Source organism: Streptomyces sp. S465 (genome assembly GCF_026898115.1).
In the GTDB taxonomy this organism is placed as follows: Bacteria; Actinomycetota; Actinomycetes; order Streptomycetales; family Streptomycetaceae; genus Streptomyces; species Streptomyces luomodiensis.
Genome location: NZ_CP114036.1, coordinates 3,717,989 through 3,735,066, shown reverse-complemented (window position 1 = coordinate 3,735,066; position 17,078 = coordinate 3,717,989). Strand labels below are relative to the sequence as shown.

Annotated in this window: 17 protein-coding genes; 13 read left to right on the top strand and 4 right to left on the bottom strand. The window is 70.2% G+C overall.

Features of this window, described 5'->3' with window-relative positions; genetic code table 11:
* Window positions 1-147: 147 nt before the first annotated feature.
* From N6H00_RS15760 to N6H00_RS15750, 3 genes are all read left to right on the top strand, one after another.
* Window positions 148-1,611: an MFS transporter gene (locus N6H00_RS15760; protein WP_268972329.1), complete on the top strand. Its 1,464-nt coding sequence runs from the start codon at window positions 148-150 to the stop codon at window positions 1,609-1,611.
* A 69-nt stretch (window positions 1,612-1,680) separates the two neighbouring features.
* Window positions 1,681-2,403 carry a creatininase family protein gene (locus N6H00_RS15755; protein ID WP_268972328.1) on the top strand — a complete coding sequence of 241 codons (723 nt, stop codon included), beginning with the start codon at window positions 1,681-1,683 and terminating at the stop codon, window positions 2,401-2,403.
* A gap of 238 nt (window positions 2,404-2,641) precedes the next feature.
* Window positions 2,642-4,540: a propionyl-CoA synthetase gene (locus tag N6H00_RS15750; RefSeq protein WP_268972327.1), complete on the top strand. Its 1,899-nt coding sequence runs from the start codon at window positions 2,642-2,644 to the stop codon at window positions 4,538-4,540.
* A gap of 72 nt (window positions 4,541-4,612) precedes the next feature.
* Here the strand turns inward: N6H00_RS15750 and N6H00_RS15745 are convergent, their stop codons facing one another.
* Window positions 4,613-4,966, bottom strand: a complete 354-nt coding sequence (locus N6H00_RS15745) for a hypothetical protein (protein ID WP_268972326.1) — start codon at window positions 4,964-4,966, stop codon at window positions 4,613-4,615.
* A 34-nt stretch (window positions 4,967-5,000) separates the two neighbouring features.
* On the opposite strand from N6H00_RS15745, the gene N6H00_RS15740 reads away from it, so the two are divergent.
* The 3 genes from N6H00_RS15740 (at window position 5,001) to N6H00_RS15730 (ending at window position 8,129) form a co-directional block, all read left to right on the top strand.
* On the top strand, window positions 5,001-6,692 hold the full coding sequence (locus tag N6H00_RS15740; RefSeq protein ID WP_268972325.1) for an RDD family protein: 1,692 nt from the start codon (window positions 5,001-5,003) through the stop codon (window positions 6,690-6,692).
* 120 nt (window positions 6,693-6,812) lie between these two features.
* Window positions 6,813-7,406, top strand: coding sequence for an RDD family protein (locus N6H00_RS15735; RefSeq protein WP_268972324.1), 594 nt, complete (start codon window positions 6,813-6,815; stop codon window positions 7,404-7,406).
* 216 nt (window positions 7,407-7,622) lie between these two features.
* Window positions 7,623-8,129 carry an RDD family protein gene (locus N6H00_RS15730; protein ID WP_268972323.1) on the top strand — a complete coding sequence of 169 codons (507 nt, stop codon included), beginning with the start codon at window positions 7,623-7,625 and terminating at the stop codon, window positions 8,127-8,129.
* On the opposite strand, the gene N6H00_RS15725 is transcribed toward N6H00_RS15730, so the two are convergent.
* Window positions 8,115-8,396, bottom strand: a complete 282-nt coding sequence (locus N6H00_RS15725) for a hypothetical protein (protein WP_268972322.1) — start codon at window positions 8,394-8,396, stop codon at window positions 8,115-8,117. The two genes, N6H00_RS15730 and N6H00_RS15725, sit on opposite strands and share 15 nt — an antisense overlap.
* 349 nt (window positions 8,397-8,745) lie before the next feature.
* On the opposite strand from N6H00_RS15725, the gene N6H00_RS15720 reads away from it, so the two are divergent.
* Window positions 8,746-11,133, top strand: a complete 2,388-nt coding sequence (locus N6H00_RS15720; protein WP_268972321.1) for an immune inhibitor A domain-containing protein — start codon at window positions 8,746-8,748, stop codon at window positions 11,131-11,133.
* 135 nt (window positions 11,134-11,268) lie between these two features.
* Complete coding sequence (locus N6H00_RS15715; protein WP_268972320.1) at window positions 11,269-11,583, top strand: hypothetical protein; 315 nt, start codon at window positions 11,269-11,271, stop codon at window positions 11,581-11,583.
* A gap of 49 nt (window positions 11,584-11,632) precedes the next feature.
* Here N6H00_RS15715 and N6H00_RS15710 read toward each other — a convergent pair whose 3' ends face one another.
* The gene (locus tag N6H00_RS15710) at window positions 11,633-12,217 is read right to left on the bottom strand and encodes an isochorismatase family protein (RefSeq protein ID WP_268972319.1); all 585 of its coding nucleotides are present in this window, start codon (window positions 12,215-12,217) and stop codon (window positions 11,633-11,635) included.
* Between the two features lie 129 nt (window positions 12,218-12,346).
* Window positions 12,347-13,681 carry a nicotinate phosphoribosyltransferase gene (locus N6H00_RS15705; RefSeq protein ID WP_268972318.1) on the bottom strand — a complete coding sequence of 445 codons (1,335 nt, stop codon included), beginning with the start codon at window positions 13,679-13,681 and terminating at the stop codon, window positions 12,347-12,349.
* Window positions 13,682-13,764: 83 nt separating this feature from the next.
* Between N6H00_RS15705 and clpS the strand changes: the two genes are divergently transcribed.
* From clpS to N6H00_RS40155, 5 genes are all read left to right on the top strand, one after another.
* Complete coding sequence (clpS, locus tag N6H00_RS15700) at window positions 13,765-14,076, top strand: ATP-dependent Clp protease adapter ClpS (protein WP_268972317.1); 312 nt, start codon at window positions 13,765-13,767, stop codon at window positions 14,074-14,076.
* A complete protein-coding gene (locus N6H00_RS15695) occupies window positions 14,076-14,687 on the top strand; it encodes a DUF2017 domain-containing protein (RefSeq protein ID WP_268972316.1) in 612 nt (203 codons plus the stop codon). Before clpS ends, N6H00_RS15695 begins: the two co-directional genes overlap by 1 nt.
* Window positions 14,688-14,896: 209 nt before the next feature.
* Entirely contained in the window at window positions 14,897-16,309 is a 1,413-nt protein-coding gene (locus tag N6H00_RS15690; protein WP_268972315.1) for an amino acid permease, read from the top strand.
* Window positions 16,310-16,389: 80 nt separating this feature from the next.
* Complete coding sequence (locus N6H00_RS15685) at window positions 16,390-16,815, top strand: M67 family metallopeptidase (RefSeq protein ID WP_268972314.1); 426 nt, start codon at window positions 16,390-16,392, stop codon at window positions 16,813-16,815.
* Window positions 16,816-16,916: 101 nt separating this feature from the next.
* Window positions 16,917-17,033 (top strand): putative leader peptide, encoded by a 117-nt coding sequence (locus tag N6H00_RS40155; protein ID WP_311035950.1) that lies wholly within the window; start codon window positions 16,917-16,919, stop codon window positions 17,031-17,033.
* Window positions 17,034-17,078 lie beyond the last annotated feature (45 nt).

Below are 17,078 nucleotides of genomic sequence, written 5' to 3'. Positions count from 1 at the left end.
CCTCTTTCTGTACTGGACGCGCCAGTCTAGTACGGCCACGCGTTGCTCCGGGACCGGTCGGGACTCTTGCCAACCCCCCAATCTGGACTCTACTGTCCAGTCTAACTTCGGCGGGGTGAATATGCGGTTCGGCCTAGAAGGAGAAGAATGCGATCTTTCTCAGGGGTGACTGGCCCCTCCATCGCGGCACGGCTCGACCGGCTGCCGATCACCAGGCTCCACAAGCGCTTCGCCGGCGTCATGGCGCTGGGCAACTTCTTCGAGATCTACGAGCTGTTTCTCGCCGGGGTCCTGGCGACCACGCTGAAGACGACCTTCGCCCTGGGCGGCTTCGAGCTGTCGCTCGTTCTGGCCTCGGCGTTCGTCGGAGCCTTCGTCGGAGCCGTGGTGATCGGGCGGCTCGCGGACCGTGCCGGACGGCGGACCGCCTACATGGTCACGCTGACCCTGTACTCCGCGGCCACGCTCGCCTGCGCCCTGGCCCCGGACCTGTGGACGCTCGTGATCTTCCGCTTCGTGGCCGGCGTCGGCCTGGGCGGGGAATTGCCGGTGACGGACTCGTTCCTGGGGGACATCCTCCCGCCGGCCCGGCGCGGCTACTACGTGGCATGGGCCTTCACGGGTGCCTATCTCGCCGTCCCCGCCGTGGGCTTCCTGGGCCTGGTGCTGGTGGACGACGCTCCGCTCGGTGTCGCGGGATGGCGCTGGATGTTCGCCATCGGGTCCCTCGGAGCCCTGCTGACCTTCCTGGTGCGCAGAGGTCTGCCCGAGTCACCCCGCTGGCTGGAGTCGGTCGGACGCACGGCCGAGGCCGACGCCGTCACCAGCCGCTTCGAGAAGGCCGCCGAGGCCGAAGGGTGGATACCTCCCGCGGTCTCCGACGAGCCCGAGCGGCGGGACGTCGCGGTGGAGCCGGTGCCCATCCGTGCCATCTTCCGCCGCCCCCTCGCCCGTCGCACGGTGATCATGGCGCTCCTGTGGCTCCTCGCGCCCGTCGGCTTCTACGGTTTCGGCAACCTCGCCACGCTCGTCCTCGCCGACAAGGGATTCGACCTCGGGACGTCGCTGACCTATCTGACGTTCTCGTTCATCGGCTATCCGCTCGGCTCCTACCTGTCCATGCTCATCATGGAGAGGGCGGAGCGGAAATGGATCCTGTCCGCGTCGCTGGTGGGCATGGCGGTATTCGGGCTCGTGTACGGGAACGCCCGCTCGGGGGCCGCGATCATCGCTTCGGGTTTCTGCTTCACCGTGGTGGCCAACGTCATGTCGAATGCCGGCCATATCTACCAGCTGGAACAGTTCCCCACGAGTGTGCGCACCACCGCCACCGGCTGGCTGTACTCACTGAGCCGGCTCTCGACCGCGGCGGCCCCCTTCTACCTGGTCCCCCTCCTGGACGCCTACGGAGCGGCGGTCGCCTTCACCGTCGTCGCCGCGGCGATGCTGCTGGCGGGCGTGTCGGTCGTCTTCGGTGTGCGGACCACGGGGCTGGGGCTGGAATCCATCTCGGCTCCGGTCCACGCCGCCGGCGCCGAGCCGGATGCCTCCGCGGAGTCCGCATCCGCCGCCGGGTACACCGCCCCCGTCATTCCCGAAAACACGCACTGACCCCCACCGGTCCGCCAGGACACCACCAGGAAAGGGACACCTCAGATGCCAGAGATCCTCTGGAACCGCATGACAGCCCGCGCTCTCAAGGAGCTGGCAGCCCAGGACGCACCGGTGCTGCTCCCCGTGGGCTCCACCGAGCAGCACGGTCCGCACCTGCCCACCGGTATCGATGATTTCCTCAGCGCGGAGGCCTGCCGACGGGCAGCCGGGATCATGGTCACCCAGGGCAGGCCCGTGGTCGTCGCCCCGTCCCTCTGGTGCGGGCTGGCGGACCATCACGTCGCGTTCGGCGGCACCTTCACCCTCACCCTGGCGACGTACCACGCGGTGTTGCGCGATGTGTGCCGCTCCATCCTCATGGCCGGTTTCAGCAAGATTCTGATCGTCAATGGCCACGGGGGCAATATCACGGCCTTGAACGCCATCAGCGGTGAAATCTCCCGGGAACTGTCCGCTCCCATCGCCGTCACCAGCTACTTCATGGCCGGTCAGGCGCGGATCGCGGAGATCCTCGAGGACCAGGACACACTGATGCACGCCTGCGAGGGCGAGACGTCCATGGCGATGGCGATCGCGCCGGACCTGGTCGACGAGGGACGGCTCGCCGAGGCGGTCGGCCCGGAGATCGCGTTGCAGTCCGATCCGAGCGAAGCGATCCACGTACCACGGCCGTTCCACACGGTCACGTCGTCAGGGGTGGCGGGTGACGCACGGAGGGCGTCCGCGGAGAAGGGCGAAGCCATCTTGGACGCATGCGCCCAAGCCATCGCGGAATGGCTGATGAAATAACCCTGGCGCCCGGCGGACACATCCGCTGGGCTGACCGTGGTGCACGCAGGCACACGCAGGTACGCAGGAACGCACGTACGCAGATATGTAGACACGCAGGTATGTAGACACATAGACACGCAGGCACGCACGTACGCAGGTACGCCCGCCCGCTCGGGCGCGGGACGAGCACGGGACGGGTGCGAGCGGAAGGCACCTCCCGGCACGGCGCGGACGGAACGAGGGAAGGGGCATCGACATGACGCAGGCGCCGAAGCAGGACGGCTACGCGGCTGAGTACCGGCGCAGCCTGGAGGACCCGGAAGGCTTCTGGCTGGACGCCGCCCGTGCCGTCGACTGGGCTGTCGCGCCGACCCGGGCCCTCGACGACTCACGGGCCCCGCTGTACCGGTGGTTCCCGGACGGGCGGTTGAACACCTGCCACAACGCTCTGGACCGCCACGTCGACGCGGGGCGCGGCGAGCAACTCGCGCTGGTGTGCGACAGTCCGGTCACCGGCCGCACGTCGGCTTTCACCTACCGGGAGTTGCGGGACGAGGTCGCGCTGTTCGCCGGAGTGCTGGCCGGACTCGGCGTGACCGAGGGCGACCGTGTCGTGATCTACATGCCGATGATTCCCGAGGCGGTCGTCGCCATGCTGGCCTGCGCCCGCATCGGCGCCGTCCACTCGGTCGTCTTCGGGGGATTCGCCGCGCACGAGCTGGCCGTGCGCGTCGACGACGCCCGCCCCAAGGTCGTCATCGCCGCCTCGTGCGGTATCGAGCCGACGGGCGTCGTGCCGTACAAGCCGCTCCTGGACGATGCCCTCGCCCTGGCCGAACACCAGCCGGAGCACTGTGTCATCCGCCAGCGGCCGCAGTGCGTGGCGGACATGAGCGGCCGTGACCTCGACTGGGACCAGGCCATGGCGACCGCCGCGCCGGTCGGCTGCCGCCCAGTGGCCGCCACCGACCCGCTGTACATCCTCTACACCTCCGGCACCACCGGCCGGCCCAAGGGCGTGGTGCGCGACAACGGCGGCCACGCGGTCGCGCTGCGCTGGTCCCTGGAGAACGTGTACGACACCCATCCCGGTGAGGTCTTCTGGGCGGCCTCGGACGTCGGCTGGGTCGTCGGCCACTCCTACATCGTCTACGCTCCGCTGCTCACCGGCTGCACCACCGTGCTCTACGAGGGGAAGCCCGTCGGCACTCCGGACGCCGGTGCGCTGTGGCGGGTGATCGCCGAGCACCGTGTGACGGCGCTGTTCACCGCACCGACGGCGATCCGCGCGGTGAAGAAGGAGGACCCGCGCGGAGCGCTCCTGCACGCCCACGACATCGGATCGCTGCGCCACCTGTTCCTGGCCGGCGAGCGCCTGGATACGGAGACCTATCGCTGGGCCACCGACCTCCTCGGCGTTCCGGTGGTCGACAACTGGTGGCAGACCGAGACCGGCTGGCCGATCGTCGCCAACCCCATGGGCCTGGAGCCGCACCCGCTCAAGGCCGGTTCGCCCACCGTGCCCATGCCCGGCTACGACGTGCGCATCCTCGACGCGACGGGCCGCGACGCGCCGCCGGGCGCCGACGGCGCGGTGGCGATCCGGCTGCCGCTGCCGCCCGGCACGCTGCTCACCGTGTGGCAGGACGACGCACGATATGTGCGCTCGTACCTCTCCGCCCACAGCGGCTACTACCTCACCGGCGACGGCGGACGCAAGGACGAGGACGGATACGTCTACGTCATGGGCCGCATCGACGACGTCATCAACGTGGCCGGGCACCGGCTGTCCACCGGCGCGATGGAGGAGGTGCTCGCCGCCCACCCGGATGTCGCCGAGTGCGCCGTCGTCGGCGTCACCGACCCGCTCAAGGGACAGGTGCCGCGCGGTCTCGTCGTGCTCAAGGCGGGCCTCGACCGCGATCCGCGGGACATCGCCACGGAACTCGTCGCCGCCGTCCGGGAGAGGATCGGCCCCGTGGCGGCGCTGCGCCGGGTCGACGTGGTCGCGGCGCTGCCCAAGACGCGTTCGGGCAAGATCCTGCGTCGCACCATGCGCGACATCGCCGACGGGCGGGACCCCGAACTGCCCTCCACCATCGACGACCCCGCGGTGATCGAGGCGCTGCGACCGGTACTCCGCGACGACGTCTAGGTCCAAGGCCGTGACGTTACGGCTCGGGTGGGGTTGTCCAGTCTCTCGACCTGCGACCAGCCGACGCTGCCGTCAGGGCGGGTGATCCCCCTTCGTCTCGTAGGCGCTGGTGTCGTCAGCTGTGTACAGCCTGGCGAACTCGCCCCACCCGAGGGCCTCGTGCCTGGCCTCGATGTCCTCGGTCTGCTGTTCGATGGCGGTCTTCCTCTTGGACGCCTCCTTCCGGGCCCGCCGGTCTTCGTTAATGTCATGCATGGAGAGACGTAGGTATCCGCCCGGTCGCTGTGGTACGTACTGCCCGTAACCCGCAGAGAGGTCGAGGGTGGTGGTGCGGCCTCGCTCGCGTAGCTGCGTGTTCACTGGGTCGTCGATGCCGGATACGGCGGACAGGTCAAGCGTGTTGGCCGTGAAGGGAGTAGGGGACATGGCGACGCCTCCTAGTAGCGGGGGTCCGGCAGAAATGCCCGGGGTCGGGTACTACCCCGATCCGTCCATCCCTGGGTACATCCGGTACTGGAACGGCGCGGCCTGGGTGCCCGGCACCAGCCGTCCCGCCCCGGCCGAGGGGGAGGCCATGCCCGCGCCGCCGCCCGGCGTCACCCACACCCAGGTGATCAGCCCGGCGCCGGACGAGACCGGCCCGATGTTCCTGGACGAGGAGCCGGCGCGGCCGGCCGCAGAGGAGACCGGCAGCGCACTGCCCGAGCTGCGCCGGAGCGCCGAGATGGACGTCCGGGGCGCGGGCGGGCCGCCGGAGCCGGCGGCCGGGGACACGGGCCCCCAGCCGGTGCCGCCCGGCGGGGTCACGGCATCCTCGGTCGACTGGAACGACCCCCGGCGGCTGCACGGCACCCGCCCCGACGCCGGGTCGGCATGGCAGGCGGACGCGTCCCGGCAGCGCGGGTTCGGCGGTGAGCAGGACCGCCGGGTCTCGTGGGGCGCGGAGTCGGACGCCCCCGGCGGCGCCCAGGCCGATGCCGGGCAGTGGCCCGGGGTGCCCGATCCGCGGCGCGCGGGCCCCGGTGAGGGCGGCGGTCGTGACGAGGGCACGTTGACCATGCGCGCGAGCGGGGGCGGAGGGACGACGGACCGCTCGACGCAGGCCCTGCCGCCCATCCGCCGGGCCCCGGAGCTGCCCCCGGCGGACGGCGGGGAGACGTCCGCTCCGGCGGGCGAGGGGACGATGACGATCCGCGCGGTGGGGCGCGGCGGCGGTGCGGCACCCACGACGGGCCAGGGGCAGGGGCAGGGGCCGGACCAGGCGTCCGGCCGGGATGGCCGGGACAGCCGGGACGACGGCACGATGGCGATCCGGGCGATCGGCCGTGGCGGCCGGCGCAAGGGCGCCGAAGCGGCACCCCCGGCCCAGCCCCCGCAGCAGCCCCAACAGCCCCAACAGCCCCAACAGCCCCAACAGCCGCCTCAGCCCCAGCGGCCTCCGCAGGCCCCGCCGACGCCTCAGCCCCCGCAGCCGCCCCAGCCTCCGCAGCCCTTCGGCGGTATCCCCGCCCAGAGCGGCGGCCCGGTCTGGCAGCAGCAGATGCACCAGCCCGGCCCGCAGCCCGGCCCGCAGGGCGCCCCGCACGCGGGGCCGGGCGCGCCCGAGAGCGTCATCCCCTGGAAGCCGCCCGTCGACAACCCGTTCCTCCAGGCCGCCCAGGCCCTGGGCCGGCCCGCCTCGCTCGGCCGCCGCCTCGCCGCCCGGCTGATCGACACGGTCGTACTGCTCGGCCTCGTCGGCGCCGCCGCGTTCCCGCTGTGGGGCAAGGCGAGCGACCACATCGACGGGAAGGTCGAGGCGGCCAAGCAGAGCGGTGAGACCGTCACCGTCTACCTCCTGGACGGCACGACCGGCGGCTATCTCGGCATCGTCCTCGGTCTGCTGCTCGTCCTCGGCGTCGTCCTGGAGGCGCTGCCGACCGCCAAGTGGGGCATCACCCTGGGCAAGAAGCTGTGCGGGGTGCGGGTGCTGGACATCGAGGAGCACGACAGCCCGTCCTTCGGCGCCGCGCTGCGCCGCTGGCTGGTCTACTCGGTGCTGGGGGTGCTCGTCATCGGTGTGCTGAACGTGCTGTGGTGCCTGTTCGACCGCCCGTGGCGGCAGTGCTGGCACGACAAGGCGGCGCGCACCTTCGTCGCGACGGTCGGCTGACCCGCCGCCCCATCCGCCTCAGCCGTCCCGCTGACCCCGGCTGAGGCGGATGGACGATCTTGGTCGCCCGAACGGTGCCCGCCGGATGCGGCGGCCCCGGCTCCGGGGTCGACTCGGGCCATGAGCACCGACCAGCCGCCCCCCGGGTCCGACGAGCCCCGGGACCGGGACCGGGACAGCAGCGACCCGTTCGCCGGGCATCCGCGCGCGAACGGCTCCCCGTACGGCTCCTCGTACGGGGACCACACCCCCGGAACCGATCCGTACGCCGGGATGCCCCCGCTCGCGCACCTCGGCCGCCGTCTGATCGCCCGGATCATCGACGCGCTGCTCATCGGCATCCCGGTCGGGCTCGTCATGACCGCGCTCATCGGCGGCTACGACCCGGTCGACGGCAGCGCCCGGTCGACCACCGTGACGCTGGTCTACGTCCTGGTCTACTTCCTGTACGAGGGGCTGATGCTGACCCGGGACGGCCAGACCGTCGGCAAGAAGGCGATGAGGATCCGGGTCGCGGTGCTGGAGCACGGCCAGCCGCCGGTCGGCCAGACCGGCTGGGTGCGCGCCGGGGTGTACGCCCTCCCCGAGATCGTGCCCTGCTGCGGTTTCCTCTTCTGGCTGATCAATGTGTTGTGGTGCACCTGGGACCGGCCGTACCGGCAGTGTCTGCACGACAAGGCGGCCAAGACCGTCGTGGTCGCGGCCGTCCCCTGAGCCCGTGCGCCCCTTCCCCGGGCCCGCGCCCTGAGCCCGTGCGCCCCTTCCCCGGGCCCGCACCTTGAGCCCGCGCGCCCGTTCCCCCGGGCCCGCGCCCTGAGTCTGGCTCCCGGCCCCCGGGCCCGCGCCCTGCGCCCGTCCCCCGGGCCCCCTGCTGCCCCGGAGGTGCCCCTGCGCTTCCGGCCCGCCGGGAGCGCTGATGTAATCGGGGGCATGACCCCCGACCCGCTGTCCTCGCCCCCGCCTGCGTTCCCCGCCGGGATGGCGCCGCTGGCCACCCCCGGTCAGCGGTTCGCCGCCCGGCTGATCGACACCGTCGTCCTCGGCGTGATCTGGACGGTGGCGCTCACGGCGACCGGCGCGCTCCAGTACACGATGGACCACCCGGGCGAGCAGGACATGGGGAAGGTGCTCCTCGCGCTCATCATCACGATGGCGGTCTACTTCGGCTACGAGGGCGTCATGCTGGCCCGCAGCGGACAGACGCTCGGCAAGAAGGCGCTGAACATCCGGGTGGCGATGCTGTCCGACGGCAATGTGCCGGCCGGTCAGGGCTGGGTGCGCGCTGCGGTCTACGTCCTGCCCGGGATGCTGGTCCCGCTGCTCGTCGGTACGGTCTTCTGGCTGGTCAACTCGGCCTCACTGCTGTGGGACAAGCCGTTCCAGCGCTGTGTGCACGACAAGGCCGCGCGGACCGTCGTGGTGTCAGCCCTGCACTGAGTCGGCGTGGGCGGGGGCGTGGGCCCGCGCCGGGTCGGCCGGTCCGGACCCCGCCAGGGGGCGGTTGGTGCGGACGGTGCGGCTGGGGCGGGAGGTCCGGGCCACCGGCACGGTGACGGCGACGAGGAGCCCCAGGGTCAGCCCGGCCACGGTGACCACCGCCATGCCGATCCCGGATCGGGTCTGGGACAGCAGCAGCATGGCGAAGGTCGAGAGAACGACGGTGGCCGAACCATAGGCGAGCTGTGCGGGAGTCGGACGCGGCATGGCGGGATCCGTCCTCACGGGCGATATGCGGAGGATATGCGAGGGGCATGAGTCAGGCTGATGTGCACCGTCAGATGTGACTCTACGGTGCTGCATGCCCGAGGGGAACGGAAGTAAGCGTGACCTCACCCACGGTGCCGTTGCACGGGGGGCGCACGGAATCACCGCGTGGCCCGCATCACCGCGGGGTCCCACCGGTGCGGAACGGAACGGTCCTTGACGTCCGGTTACCGGAACACCGGGATCGCAGAACGTACTTGTCCCGCCAGCCCAAGTCAAGGTCTGTCTTTTCTCCTGCCACTCCGGTCAAATGTCCGGCACCCGGTGTGGAAAGGGGAGGACTGAACGAGTGAACAGCCAACGGAGGACGGCCAGATCGGCCGCCATAGCCACGGTGGTGGCCGCGCTCGGCGCGGCGGCACTCTCAACGGGCATGGCTCAGGCAGATGCACCGTCTACGCGTGTTGAGCGCCATGATCCGGCGCCCGCGAAGACGCATGTCGAGCACGACCTCGAGGGCCCGTACAGCAAACAGCAGGAAGCGCAGCGCCAGGAGGCGCTGCGTCAGGTCATCGCCGGGGACACCAAGGCGACCACGCGCGGCGCGTCCAAGGTGGTGAAGCTCGGCAAGGGCAAGTACGTCGAGCTGGCCCGGGAGAAGACCGACAAGATCTTCACCATCCTGGTCGAGTTCGGCGACAAGGTGGACGACACCACCATGTACGACCCGGACGGGGACGGTCCCGAACCGCCGGTGAAGAAGTACGGCGGCGACCCGGGCCCGGCGCACAACACCATCTCCGAGCCGGACCGCGCCGACGACAACAGCACCGCCTGGCAGGCGGACTACAACCGCGAGCACTTCCAGGACCTCTACTTCTCCACGGACAAGAAGAAGCAGTCCCTGAAGAAGTACTACGAGAAGCAGTCCTCGGGCCGCTACTCCGTGGACGGCGAGGTCTCCGACTGGGTCAAGGTCGACTGGAACGAGGCCCGCTACGGTTCCAACTACTGCGGCGACACCAACTGCGCCAACGCCTGGGACCTGATCCGCGACGGCGTCAACCAGTGGGCGAAGGACCAGAAGGCGGCCGGCCGCACCGACGCGCAGATCAAGGCGGACCTGGCCCAGTACGACCAGTGGGACCGCTACGACTACGACGGCGACGGCAACTTCAACGAGCCCGACGGCTACATCGACCACTTCCAGATCGTGCACGCCGGTGAGGACGAATCCGCGGGCGGCGGTGTGCAGGGCGAGGACGCCATCTGGGCGCACCGCTGGTACGCGTACGGCACCGACGCGGGTAAGACCGGCCCGGCGGAGAACAAGTCGGGCGGCACCCAGATCGGCGACACCGGCATCTGGGTCGGCGACTACACGATGCAGCCGGAGAACGGCGGCCTCGGCGTCTTCGCCCATGAGTACGGCCACGACCTGGGCCTGCCGGACGAGTACGACACCACCGGCCAGGGGGAGTCGTCCGTCGCGTTCTGGTCGCTGATGTCCTCGGGGTCCTGGCTCGGCACCGGTAAGGACGCCATCGGCGATCTGCCGGGCGACATGAACGCCTGGGACAAGCTCCAGCTGGGGTGGCTGAACTACGACACGGCCAAGGCCGCTACCAAGTCCACCCACACCCTCGGGGTCGCCGAGTACAACACCAAGAACAAGCAGGCGCTGGTGGTCGAGCTGCCCGCCAAGGCCGTCACCACCGAGGTGGCCACCCCCGCCGAGGGCGCCAAGCAGTGGTGGAGCGGGATGGGTGACGACCTGAAGAACACCCTGACCCGGTCCGTGGACCTCACCGGCGCGTCCAAGGCGAGCCTGGACCTCCAGGGCTGGTGGGACATCGAGGAGAACTACGACTACCTCTACACCGAGGTCTCCACGGACGGCGGCGCCAACTGGACGCCCGTGGACGGCACGGCGGACGGCAAGGCCATCCCGCGCGACGCGGGTGACAAGCCCGCGCTGACCGGCACGTCGGGCGCCTACCAGAAGCTCTCCTTCCCGCTGGACGACTACGCGGGCCAGAAGATCGAGCTGCGCTTCCGCTACCAGACCGACGGCGGGGTGGCGCAGAAGGGCTTCGCGGCCGACGCCATCACCCTGACCGCGGACGGCGCCCCGGTGTTCAGCGACGGTGCCGAGGGCGACGACAACGGCTGGACGGCGAACGGCTTCTCCCGCATCGGCGCGTCCTTCAGCAAGGACTATCCGCAGTACTACATCGCCGAGAACCGCCAGTACGTGTCGTACGACACGACCCTGAAGACCGGTCCGTACAACTTCGGCTGGGCGTCCAGCCGGCCCGACTGGGTCGAGCACTACCCGTACCAGAACGGCCTGTTGATCTGGCAGTGGGACACCTCGCAGCCGGACAACAACGTCGGCGTCCACCCGGGCAGCGGCCAGATCCTGCCGATCGACGCGCACGCCACCCCCGAGAAGTGGGCGGACGGCACGCTGATGCGCAACCGGATCCAGGCGTACGACTCGCCCTTCAGCCGGCTCCCGACGGACGGCTTCACGCTGCACAAGGACGGCAAGGCCGCCAAGGTGAAGCCGAAGCCGGGCATTCCGGTCTTCGATGACCACAAGGGGACGTACTGGGACGAGAGCAACCCGACCGGCAGTGTGCAGGTTGCTGACACCAACACCCGGATCAAGATCCTCAAGGAGCTCCCGGCCGGCTCGACGATGACCGTCCAGGTCGGACCGTCCGCCTCCTAGATCCACAAAAATCTGCGTTTTCGCAGGTCAGAGCGGTAACGGCCGCCGCCCACTAGCGGGCGGCGGCCGGTTCGCGTTTAGATGCCCCTACGACCTTCTTGTTGACACGACGTCTCACGGGGGACATGACCCGCAATGGCCGATGGAGGATTCACCAAGCTGCCCGGCGGCAGCGTCGTGGTCGCGCTGACGCTGCCGCGCCCGCTGGGCGAGGGCGGCGTCCGCGTCCTGGTACATGCCGCGAACCGCCAGCGCGCCCTGACCAGGCTGCGCAATCTCGGGCTCCGCGCCGTCTACCTGCGCGGCAACATCGCGCCGCCGACACCCGACGAGGTGACGGCGGTGCTGCACCACCCCGACGGGCTGGTCTGGCGCACCGCGCCGGACCGCGGAGGGGAGCTCTGGCACCCGATCGCCGCCCTTCTCAGGCCGGCGGCCCCGGCCTCCTAGGTCCGGGCCCCGGAGGCGGTGGGAGGCGCTCAGAGCGCCTCCCACGCCGTCAGACGACCGGCTTCCCGCTGAGCTCCACCCCGGCCGCCCGCAGCTCCTCCAGGGCGCGCTCGGTCGTGCCCGCGGAGACGCCCGCGGTCAGGTCCAGCAGGACGTGCGCCGCGAACCCCTCGCGGCGCGCGTCCAGCGCCGTGGCCCGCACACAGTGGTCGGTGGCGATGCCCACCACGTCCACCTCGGTCACCTCGCGCGCGCGCAGCCACTGGGCGAGCGGTACGCCGTGCTCGTCGACGCCCTCGAAGCCGCTGTACGCCGCCGCGTAGGCGCCCTTGTCGAAGACCGCGTCGATCGCGCCGGAGGCGACGGCGGGCGCGAAGTTCGGGTGGAACCCGACGCCCTCGGTGCCCGCCACACAGTGCGCCGGCCAGCTGTGCCGGTAGTCCGGGCGGTCCGAGAAGTGATCGCCCGGATCGATGTGGCGATCACGGGTGGCGACGATATGGCGGTAACCGGGCGTCGCCTCCCCGATGAGATCGGTGATCGCGGCGGCGACGTCCGCGCCGCCCGTCACCGCGAGGCTTCCGCCCTCGCAGAAGTCGTTCTGGATGTCGACGACGATCAGAGCCCGGTGCATGTCACCGAGGGTAGACACTCCGCGCCGCTCGCGGCAGTGGGCGTCGGCCGCGTTTCCTCCACGTACGCCTCGTCTCCTCGGGCCCGCCGCACGCCGGCGCCCAGGCCCGCCCCGTCTTCTCCGCCTGTCTCAGGCCGACAGGTACTCGGTGGGGATGACCGGCTCCCCGCGCGAGAGCTGGGTCGCCGACAGCGGCAGCCCGGCGCGCGCCGCCATGTGCCGGTCCCGCGCCGCGTCCAGCGGCTCCCGGGCCACGATCTCGCCGCCGCGCACCAGCCGCACCAGCAGCTGATGGCCGGCCAGCTCCTCGGGGACCGCACCGGTGCCGATCACCTCGGCCTCGGCCACACCGTGCTCGTCCACCCGGCGCGCCGCCCATTTGCGGCCGCCCACCGAGGACTTCGCGCCCATGGACTTCTTGGCCACCGGCAGCAGCGGCGCGTCCGACGCGTCCGAACCGGCCCGCGCCACCAGCTTGTAGACCATCGAGCAGGTGGGGTGGCCGCTGCCGGTGACCAGCTGGGTGCCGACCCCGTACGCGTCCACGGGGGCCGCCGCCAGCGAGGCGATCGCGTACTCGTCCAGATCGCTCGTCACCACGATCCTGGTGTTCTTGGCGCCCAGCTCGTCGAGCTGCTGGCGCACCCGGTGGGCGAGCAGCAGCAGGTCCCCCGAGTCGATCCGTACGGCGCCCAGGTCCTTGCCGGCCACCTCCACGGCGGTGCGCACCGCCTCGGCGACGTCGTAGGTGTCCACCAGCAGGGTGGTGTCGCTGCCGTGCGACTCGACCTGGGCGGTGAAGGCGTCCCGCTCGCTGTCGTGCAGCAGGGTGAAGGCGTGGGCGCTGGTGCCCACGGTGGGGATGTTGTAGCGGAATCCGGCCGCGAGGTCGGAGGTGGTGGCGAAGCCGCCGACATAGGCGGCGCGGGCGGCGGCGACGGCGGCCAGCTCATGGGTGCGGCGGGCGCCCATCTCGATCAGCGGCCGGCCGCCGGCGGCGGTGGACATCCGGGACGCGGCGGCGGCCACCGCCGAGTCGTGGTTGAGGATGGACAGGATCACCGTCTCCAGCAGCACCGCCTCGGCGAAGGTGCCCTCCACCCGCATGATCGGCGAGCCGGGGAAGTAGACCTCGCCCTCGGGGTAGCCCCAGATGTCGCCGCGGAAGCGGTAGTCGGCGAGCCAGGACAGCGTCGCCTCGTCCACGATCCGCTGCTGTGCGAGGAAGTCCAGGACGCCGCCGTCGAAGCGGAAGTTCTCGACGGCGTCCAGCACCCGCCCGGTGCCCGCTACGACGCCGTAGCGGCGGCCTTCGGGGAGGCGCCTGGTGAAGACCTCGAAGACCGAGCGGCGGTCGGCGGTGCCCGCCCGCAGCGCGGCCTGAAGCATGGTGAGTTCGTACCGGTCGGTGAAGAGCGCGGTCGACGGCACGTCCACCGGCAGTCCCAAGTCCGCAGTGTCCATGGTGGACGATGCTACCTCCCTTACTCGTCAGACTGACGAGATCTGGGTGCCGGTTTATGCGCCGACCAGTGCCGGGTGGCAGCATGGGAGGTGTGAGTGTCACACCCGTGGAGATCGAACGTCCCGAAGCCCGTGAGGCACCGATGTCGGTGCCGGAGCCCGACGTTCCCTGGGTGACGGTGGTGCACAACGACCCCGTCAATCTCATGAGCTATGTCACCTACGTGTTCCAGAGCTACTTCGGCTATCCCAAGGACAAGGCGCACCGCTTGATGCTCGACGTTCATCACAAGGGCCGCGCGATCGTCTCCAGTGGCACCCGCGAGGAGATGGAGCGCGATGTGCAGGCGATGCACGGCTACGGCCTGTGGGCGACCCTCCAGCAGGAGCGCTGATGTCGGGACGCTTCGAGCCGCTGCCCGACGGCGGCGCCGCCATCGCCCTGGACGAGGTCGAGGTCTCCATCCTGCGCAGCCTGGCCATGCAGCTCGCCGAGCTGATCGGGCCGGGCGACCAGCCCGCCGAGGGCGGTGACCCGCTGGCCGAGCTGTTCGCCGAGGGCCCCAGCGAACCGCCGGCCGACCCGGCGCTGGCCCGGCTGTTCCCGGACGCCTACCGTCCCCCGGACCAGGAGCTCGGGCCGCGTGAGGAGCGGGAGGCGCGGGAGGCGTCCGCGGAGTTCCGCCGCTTCACCGAGAACGACCTGCGGGCGCGCAAGCGCGACGACGCCCTGGCGATGGTGCGCGACCTGGACGCGCTGACCACCGGATCGCCCGCCCCGGCCCCGGCCGTACTGGAGCTGGTGCCGAACAAGTCCCGGCAGTGGCTGGGCGCCCTCAACGATCTGCGGCTGGCCATCGGGACCCGGCTGGAGGTCACCGACGAGGACGACGGGGGCGCGCTGCTGCGGCTGCCGGACTCCGACCCGCGCAAGCCGATGGTGATGGCGTATTTCTGGCTCGGCGGGCTGCAGGAGACCCTGGTCGAAACGCTCATGCCGGAATAGTCACCGGCCTCGATTACTGAGTGTTCGTTTAGAGGATGCTCAACTCCGGATAACGATCGCATCACCGCGGTTGTTGTCTTTGTTGCGCCGTATAACGTATGTCCGCTTATTCCTGTGGTGTGCGCCACTCCGCGTCGGCTGGATCAGTTGTGTGGACGTGATAAATCTTCACGATCGCCAGCCGCCACAGGGAGAAAGGCGCAGCAAATATGACCTCAGCGGCTCCTGAAGAGGGCTATGAGCGCGGCCTGGGCAGTCGCCAGGTCCAGATGATCGCCATCGGCGGCGCCATCGGCGTCGGCCTGTTCATGGGTGCCGGGGCGAATATCGCCAAGGCGGGCCCGAGCATCGTCCTCATGTACGCCCTCGCGGGCGTGGTCATCTTCTTCATCATGCGGGCGCTCGGTGAGCTGCTCCTCTATCGCCCGGTCTCCGGGTCCTTCGCGGAGTACGCCCGTGAGTTCCTCGGCCCGTTCTTCGGATTCGTCACCGGGTGGACGTACTGGTTGATGTGGGTGGTGACCGGCATGGCCGAGCTCACGGCCGCCGCCATCTACATCAACTACTGGTTCCCCTCGATCCCGCAGTGGGTCAGCGCCCTGGTCTTCCTGGTGGTGCTGTTCGCCGTCAACCTGATCTCGGTGAAGATCTTCGGCGAGGTCGAGTTCTGGTTCTCGATGGTCAAGGTCACCGCGATCATCGGCATGATCGTGATCGGCCTGGGCGTGCTCACCCTCGGCTTCTCCGACGCCGGTGACACCGCCGCCGCCTCCAACCTCTGGTCCCACGGCGGGTTCTTCCCCAACGGCATCGGCGACAGCCTGATGACGCTCCAGGGTGTGATGTTCGCCTACCTCGCCGTGGAGCTGGTCGGCGTCACCGCGGGCGAGTCCGAGAACCCCGAGAAGACCCTCCCCAAGGCGATCAACACCCTGCCCTGGCGCATCCTCATCTTCTACGTCGGCGCCCTGCTGGTGCTGCTCGCGGTCGTCAAGTGGACCGAGTTCTCGGCCGGCGAGAGCCCCTTCGTGCACGCCTTCTCCAAGATCGGCATCCCGTTCGCGGCCGGTATCGTCAACTTCGTCGTGCTCACCGCGGCCCTGTCCTCCTGTAACTCCGGGATGTACTCCACCGGCCGGATGCTGCGCGACCTGGCCGCCAACAGCGAGGCCCCGAAGATCTTCGGGATGCTCAACGCCCGCAAGACCCCGGCCGTCGGCATCACCGTCTCCGTGCTGCTCATGGGCATCGGCGTGATCCTCAACTACGTCGTCCCGGAGAAGGCGTTCGAGTACGTCACCTCGGTGGCCACGGCCGCGGGCATCTGGGCCTGGGCGATGATCCTCGTCAGCCACATCAAGTACCGCAAGGCGGTGACCTCCGGCCGCCTGCCGGCCTCGTCCTTCCCCGCCCCGGGCGGTGCCGTCTTCAGCTGGGTGGCGCTGATCTTCCTGATCTTCGTGACCTGCCTGATCGCGTCCGACAAGGACGCCCGGGTCTGTCTGTACGTCGGCGCCGTCTGGGCCGTCGTCCTGGTGATCGGCTGGTTCGTCCTGAAGTCGAGCGGCGGTGGCCGGCCGGACGCCGGCCGCGACGCGGAGCCGGAGTACGTGGGCAAGTAATCCGTATCGCCTTTCGGGCGGCACGTCTCATCAGGCGGGCTCCGGACCGATGTCCGGAGCCCGCCTCCTATTCTGGCGCCATGCTGACCATCACCCAGGCGCTCCACGACCAGATCGTCGCGCACGCCCGCGCCGACCACCCCGACGAGGCATGCGGCGTGATCGCCGGCCCGGCCGGAAGCGGCCGCCCCGAGCGGTTCATCCCGATGCTGAACGCCGCCCGCTCGCCCACCTTCTACGAGTTCGACTCGGGTGACCTGCTCAAGCTCTACCGCGAGATGGACGACCGGGACGAGGAACCGGTGGTCATCTACCACTCACACACCGCCACCGAGGCATACCCCTCCCGCACCGACATCTCCTACGCCAATGAGCCCGGTGCGCACTACGTCCTGGTCTCCACGGCCGAGTGCGGCAATGACGAGGGACCCGTGCAGTTCCGGTCCTTCCGGATCGTGGACGGTGAGGTCACCGAGGAGGACGTCACGGTCGTGGAGAGCTACTGAGCTCCTTCGTCTCGTACAGCGGTCCCGCATGACGGTCGTTACCGGTCCGTATAGCGGGACAACCTTCCGGAGTCCGGATCGGGAATCGATACGATGTGTCCATGGTTTTCGATGACGTGAGCGAGAAGACGCCGGGCATGCTGCTCGTGGCGCGGCTCCACGTCGACCTGTGCCGGCTCGCCAGCGCGATGTGTCCGCGCCCCGCCGTGGCCGCCTGAGCGCGCCCCTCGCGACGCCCGACGCCCTTTCGGCGACGCCCTCCC

Excerpts from the sequence above, each read along its gene's own strand:
- N6H00_RS15760 (WP_268972329.1), top strand. The coding sequence starts at position 148 with ATGCGATCTTTCTCAGGGGTGACTGGCCCCTCCATCGCGGCACGGCTC.
- N6H00_RS15755 (WP_268972328.1), top strand. The coding sequence starts at position 1,681 with ATGACAGCCCGCGCTCTCAAGGAGCTGGCAGCCCAGGACGCACCGGTG.
- N6H00_RS15750 (WP_268972327.1), top strand. The coding sequence starts at position 2,642 with ATGACGCAGGCGCCGAAGCAGGACGGCTACGCGGCTGAGTACCGGCGC.
- N6H00_RS15745 (WP_268972326.1), bottom strand. The coding sequence starts at position 4,966 with ATGTCCCCTACTCCCTTCACGGCCAACACGCTTGACCTGTCCGCCGTA.
- N6H00_RS15740 (WP_268972325.1), top strand. The coding sequence starts at position 5,001 with ATGCCCGGGGTCGGGTACTACCCCGATCCGTCCATCCCTGGGTACATC.
- N6H00_RS15735 (WP_268972324.1), top strand. The coding sequence starts at position 6,813 with ATGAGCACCGACCAGCCGCCCCCCGGGTCCGACGAGCCCCGGGACCGG.
- N6H00_RS15730 (WP_268972323.1), top strand. The coding sequence starts at position 7,623 with ATGACCCCCGACCCGCTGTCCTCGCCCCCGCCTGCGTTCCCCGCCGGG.
- N6H00_RS15725 (WP_268972322.1), bottom strand. The coding sequence starts at position 8,396 with ATGCCGCGTCCGACTCCCGCACAGCTCGCCTATGGTTCGGCCACCGTC.
- N6H00_RS15715 (WP_268972320.1), top strand. The coding sequence starts at position 11,269 with ATGGCCGATGGAGGATTCACCAAGCTGCCCGGCGGCAGCGTCGTGGTC.
- N6H00_RS15710 (WP_268972319.1), bottom strand. The coding sequence starts at position 12,217 with ATGCACCGGGCTCTGATCGTCGTCGACATCCAGAACGACTTCTGCGAG.
- N6H00_RS15705 (WP_268972318.1), bottom strand. The coding sequence starts at position 13,681 with ATGGACACTGCGGACTTGGGACTGCCGGTGGACGTGCCGTCGACCGCG.
- clpS (WP_268972317.1), top strand. The coding sequence starts at position 13,765 with ATGGGAGGTGTGAGTGTCACACCCGTGGAGATCGAACGTCCCGAAGCC.
- N6H00_RS15695 (WP_268972316.1), top strand. The coding sequence starts at position 14,076 with ATGTCGGGACGCTTCGAGCCGCTGCCCGACGGCGGCGCCGCCATCGCC.
- N6H00_RS15690 (WP_268972315.1), top strand. The coding sequence starts at position 14,897 with ATGACCTCAGCGGCTCCTGAAGAGGGCTATGAGCGCGGCCTGGGCAGT.
- N6H00_RS15685 (WP_268972314.1), top strand. The coding sequence starts at position 16,390 with ATGCTGACCATCACCCAGGCGCTCCACGACCAGATCGTCGCGCACGCC.
- N6H00_RS40155 (WP_311035950.1), top strand. The coding sequence starts at position 16,917 with ATGGTTTTCGATGACGTGAGCGAGAAGACGCCGGGCATGCTGCTCGTG.